Origin of the sequence: Cognatishimia coralii, assembly GCF_037478305.1 — a bacterium.
GTDB lineage: Bacteria > Pseudomonadota > Alphaproteobacteria > Rhodobacterales > Rhodobacteraceae > Cognatishimia > Cognatishimia coralii.
In genome coordinates this window covers 1-4,455 of record NZ_JBBGAZ010000029.1, presented here as the reverse complement: position 1 = coordinate 4,455, position 4,455 = coordinate 1, and the positions used below count along the sequence as shown (strand labels likewise).

The following is a 4,455-nucleotide window of genomic DNA, read 5'->3' as shown; positions in this document are numbered from 1 at the left end:
TGACCAGGAACGAGATCGCGACGCAGATCGCGATGAACAGCGTCAGGTATTGTTCCTTGTATATGATGATGCCGAAGCGCGGCAGCAGCTGAAGCGAATAGATCAGTGCCGCGATGGGCAGGATGATAGCAAGGACCTCGTAGACGTAGCGATACGGGCGTTTCAGAACCCTGTTGTTTTCTTGCACGGGTGTCTGGCCTCCGGTTGGCGTGTGGACTCTTACAGGGAGGATCGCCCCGGCCGCCTTCACCGGGCCGGAGCGATCCGTTGCTGTGTCGCCCCGGGACGTGGCCCGGCGCATCATGGGTTATTTCGCCGAAATCTCAGCCTGACGGGCTTCGAGCTCGTCGGTCCACACGCCCTTGGATTTGAAGAATTCAATGGCGGCCGGGTGGAACGGAACCACGACGGCGGTGTCGGCAAAGCGATCCGGCGTCCAGGTCGCGAGCGACGGGTGAATGGCCTTCAGCTCTTCCGAATGCTCCCACAGCGTCTCGAGGATCGCGATGACCTTGTCATCGGCGAGGTCGCTGCGGCCATAGAGCGTGGTTGCATAGCTCAGCGCGTAGATGTCGCTGTCGACACCGACGATGCCCGCGGGCACTTCGATCGGAACGAAGGCGCTGCCGATTTCCTGCGAACGGGCCATCGCTTCGGGCGAGGGGTCGATCGACAGGATGCGCGCGCCTTCGGCGGCGTTGAGCTGCTGAAGGATACCGCTGCCGATGGAGCCGACGGCGGCGTCGGCGCGGCCTTCGATCACGGCGGTCACGCCTTCGGGATAGCTGGAGACGCTGACGACCTCGAAGTCGTCGGCGGTCAGACCGGCATTGGCGAGCGCGGCTTCGGCGGTGATCGAGGACCCGGCAAAGGCACCGTAGTTCGACACGACGCGCTTGCCTTTCAGGTCTTCCATGCTGTGGATGTCCGAGCTGCCCCGGACCACCAGCGACAGGCGGATCGGCGAGCCGAGCATGATGGTGGAGATCGGGTAACCCTCGCCGCCATTCATGCCCTCATAGGGGCCCACGGCCCGGTAGGCGAAGTTGGCTTCGATCGGGCTCGACAGGCCGAGATCGGCTTCGCTGGAGACGAACATCGGGAAGAAGACGGTCGGGGATTGCGGCAGCACGTCGACGCGGTCGCCCGTGTGCTGGCCAATGACCGACGCGATGGCCTGCGACTGCGCGTAGAACAGGCTTCCTTCCGGGTTGCCGCCCATCACGAGGATATCGGCCTCGGCGGATTTGGGCGCGGCGCCCACAAGCATGGCAACGCCGAGCGCTGCGGCGGTCAGTTTCTGGAAAATCATTGGGGCAACATCCTCCCTACCCACGTGGTGCTGGCTCCGCTATCTGGAGCGGGCTTGCTTTTAGAGCTCGTTATTCGAACAAACATCGAATACCGCATAAACTTAGAGGCAGGCAGACACGGAGTCAATTCACGCCGATCGTCCCCGCCGCATTCTTCAAACGTATATGAACCGCCCCGATTGGGGGGACGATCAGAGCAGTGCGCCCGCGATCAGCAGGGCGGTCATGCTGATCGCGCAATAGGTCAGGATGAAGGGGCCGTTCCACCGCAGGCCGACTTCCCGGGCGGATTTGTCGGTCATGCCCATGGCGATGGCCAGTGTCGAGGCGAAGGGCGACAGCAGCATCGAGCCGGACCAGCCGCACATCACGGCGAGCATCAGCATCACCTCCGGCATGTCGATCCCGGACGAGATGATGGCCCCCGAGCAGACCAGCGCGCCGATCATCGGCGACAGGCCAAGCTGGCTGACCAGGGTCATCAGCAGGATGATGATACAGGCGATCACCCCCGGGCCGAGCGAGACGTTCTCGATCAGCAAACGCAGTTGATCGGCGGGCAGCATCTCGACGACGGTCAGGCCGAGGAAGGCGCTCGCCCCGATCAAGCAGATCTCGCTGGTCGAATCCGGCAGCGCACGGAACCCGTCGCGGGCGAGGGATGTCAGGTTGCCGGAGAACGGGCGCCCCTCGGTCAGGAGCACCCAGACCACCGCCATGGAGGGGATCACGATCAGGATCGCGGCGCGCATCGGAATGCCGATCACCGCCTCGGCCAGTGCCGACAGCCCGGTGATCGCGATGAGCAACCCGAGCAGTGCGGCCATGGCGAGGCCCGCACCCTTGTGGGGTGACGGGGTGAAGGTGCGGCGCGGGCGCGGCTCGAGCCGGTCGAACACCCAGCCCAGGGCGAAGAAGACCACCATAAGGCCGAGCCCGTAGGGCAGGTAGGACACATATCCCAATGTCGGCATCAGCGGCAGGAGCATGTTCATCGCCAGACCGGCCGGCGACCACAGGATCGTTGCGGCGAAGCCACGCATGACGGCATTCGCGATTCGCCGTCCCTGCACCTCGCCGATCTGGGGCGTGGGCGCGGTGCGGTCGCGTTGGGCCAGCGCGATCCCGAGCAGAAGCTGGAGACCGCCGAGATTGAGCAGGATGCCGAAGATATGGCTGCCGCTGGCCAGGAGCACGAAACGACGTGACGGCGGCTGGTCCACCACGAAATGCGCCGCCGTATTGACGATGTTCGAGCGCATCGCGGCGACCCGCAGGATCGCCATGACCGTCAGCAGCGCGGGCAGGTAAAGCGCGCGGCTCGCGGCAAGGGCAAGGCTGCCCGGATCGCCGCCGGCCATGACCAGAAGCACCGCGGACAGGGCCGCCAGCAGGAGCAGAACCTTGGCGTTGGTGCGCACATGGCGCCAGCGCATCAGGATGTGGCAGACGATCAGCGTGATCGCGATTCCGGCGAACAGGTGATTGTCGCTGAACAGGTCCGCGAGGGTGAAGACGGTGCCGCCCAGCAAAGCGGCGGAGGCGATCGTGGAAAGCCGGTCCGGGCGGGCCGCATCTGGCATTATATGCTCTTACCTCATACCGGTAAACCGACCGCTACGCACCGCCCGGCATGGTCGACCGGGCGGCGGCCCTATCCTTTCCGGTATTGTCTAGACAGACAACCCGCCATCAATCGCGATTTCGGCTCCTGAGATGTAGAGGCTGAAATCCGACAGCAAAAACAAGACCATATGAACGACATCTTCCGGCATGCCGGCGCGACCCAGCGGCACCTGCGCGGTGCGGGTCTTCAGGTCCTCGTCGCTCCAGGCGTCCAGCATCGGGGTGAGGATAATGCCCGGATGGACCGAGTTGACGCGGATCCCGCGCGGGCCCAGCTCGCGCGCGGCGGTCTTGGTCATGCCGCGCACGGCCCATTTGGTGCCGACATAGGCAATGCCCTTGCTGGCGCGCAGCCCGGCAAGCGACGAGATGTTCACGATCGACCCGCCGTCGGGACCCATCGCCGCTTCGGCGAACTTCACGCCCAGATAGGTGCCGAACTGGTTGACCTTGTAGTGCAGGTCGAAATCCTCGGGCGTGGTGTCGGGGATGGTTTCTGGCCGGTAGAGCCCGGCATTGTTCACCAGACCGTGCAGGGGCCAGTCGCCGCATTGCGCCTGCAACGCCGCCCAATCCGCTTCCGAGGTCACGTCGAGGCGGGCGAATTGCGCGCCGATCTCATCGGCGAGGGCGCGGCCCTCGTCTTCAAGGATGTCGGCGACAATCACCTGCGCGCCCCGCGCCGCGAGATGCCGGGCCTGAAGCGCGCCCTGTCCGCGCGCGCCGCCGGTGACAACCACGAGGCGGCCGCCGAAGGACACGCCCAGGATGTCGATCTGGCCGGGCTGGCCATCGGGCTGGCGGCGCGGCAACCGGCAGAGGGGTTCGCGGACAGTGCCGCCGGGCGCGAGGCGCTGATCCTGGCCTGCGGCGGGCTGCGCACCGCCTCGATGCAGACCCATCGCGGGTTTAGCGGCATCTCGTTCTGGAACGATCACGAGACGGCGCGCCATTTCCGCCGTATCCACAGCGATCTTGTCCGGCTGGGCGGCAGCGCACGGGCGCGGCGCGATCAGGCGGATGCCACCCAGGCGGTCGGATCGCCCGAAGCGGCGGCGGCGGCGGGCGATCTCGGCACCTTCGCCGAGGAGGTGCTACGCTTCGAGCTGCGGGAGACGGTCCTGATCCCCTGACGGGTCAGGGCTGCGTCACACGGTTTCGCCCGCCAGCCGGGCGAAGGCCCCTTCGACGAGCTGTTTCTGGACCGACGGCGACAGGCTTCCATCCTGGCGGAAGATCCTTGAGGTCGAGCCGAGCTCGAATTTCTGCGAATAGACGTTCGCGCCGAGCTCCAGAAGGAACTGGTGTAGGGCAGGGTGGCCGCGCAGCGCGCCGACGCCGCCCACGGGCGCCCCGCAGAGCGTGATCAGCTTGCCGTGGAACAGGTTACCCGCGCCGTCCACGTCATGCCCGATCCAGCCAGCGGCGTTGCGGAACACCGAGGAGAACGCGCCGGTATATTCATCGGAGCTCATGAAGATGGCGTCTGCCGCGGCCACGGCTTTGCGAAGCTTCG

Annotated in this window: 6 protein-coding genes; 1 reads left to right on the top strand and 5 read right to left on the bottom strand. The window is 65.7% G+C overall.

Annotation, left to right across the window (positions count from 1 at the left end; translation table 11 throughout):
* The 4 genes from WG622_RS19125 to WG622_RS19110 all read right to left on the bottom strand — a co-directional run.
* Nucleotides 1–304, bottom strand: a 304-nt coding sequence (locus tag WG622_RS19125; RefSeq protein WP_339404895.1) for a hypothetical protein, incomplete at its 3' end; no start/stop codon positions are given.
* 3 nt (nt 305–307) lie between these two features.
* Complete coding sequence (locus tag WG622_RS19120) at nt 308–1,312, bottom strand: TAXI family TRAP transporter solute-binding subunit (protein ID WP_097147538.1); 1,005 nt, start codon at nt 1,310–1,312, stop codon at nt 308–310.
* A gap of 192 nt (nt 1,313–1,504) precedes the next feature.
* Nucleotides 1,505–2,896, bottom strand: a complete 1,392-nt coding sequence (locus WG622_RS19115) for a hypothetical protein (protein WP_232617650.1) — start codon at nt 2,894–2,896, stop codon at nt 1,505–1,507.
* A 90-nt stretch (nt 2,897–2,986) separates the two neighbouring features.
* Entirely contained in the window at nt 2,987–3,841 is an 855-nt protein-coding gene (locus WG622_RS19110; RefSeq protein WP_097147539.1) for an SDR family NAD(P)-dependent oxidoreductase, read from the bottom strand.
* Here WG622_RS19110 and WG622_RS19105 point away from each other — a divergent pair.
* The gene (locus tag WG622_RS19105) at nt 3,830–4,072 is read left to right on the top strand and encodes a hypothetical protein (protein ID WP_097147540.1); all 243 of its coding nucleotides are present in this window, start codon (nt 3,830–3,832) and stop codon (nt 4,070–4,072) included. The two genes, WG622_RS19110 and WG622_RS19105, sit on opposite strands and share 12 nt — an antisense overlap.
* A 15-nt stretch (nt 4,073–4,087) precedes the next feature.
* Here WG622_RS19105 and WG622_RS19100 read toward each other — a convergent pair.
* Nucleotides 4,088–4,455: NADPH-dependent FMN reductase (locus WG622_RS19100; RefSeq protein WP_339404888.1), on the bottom strand; the 368-nt coding region annotated here is incomplete at its 5' end.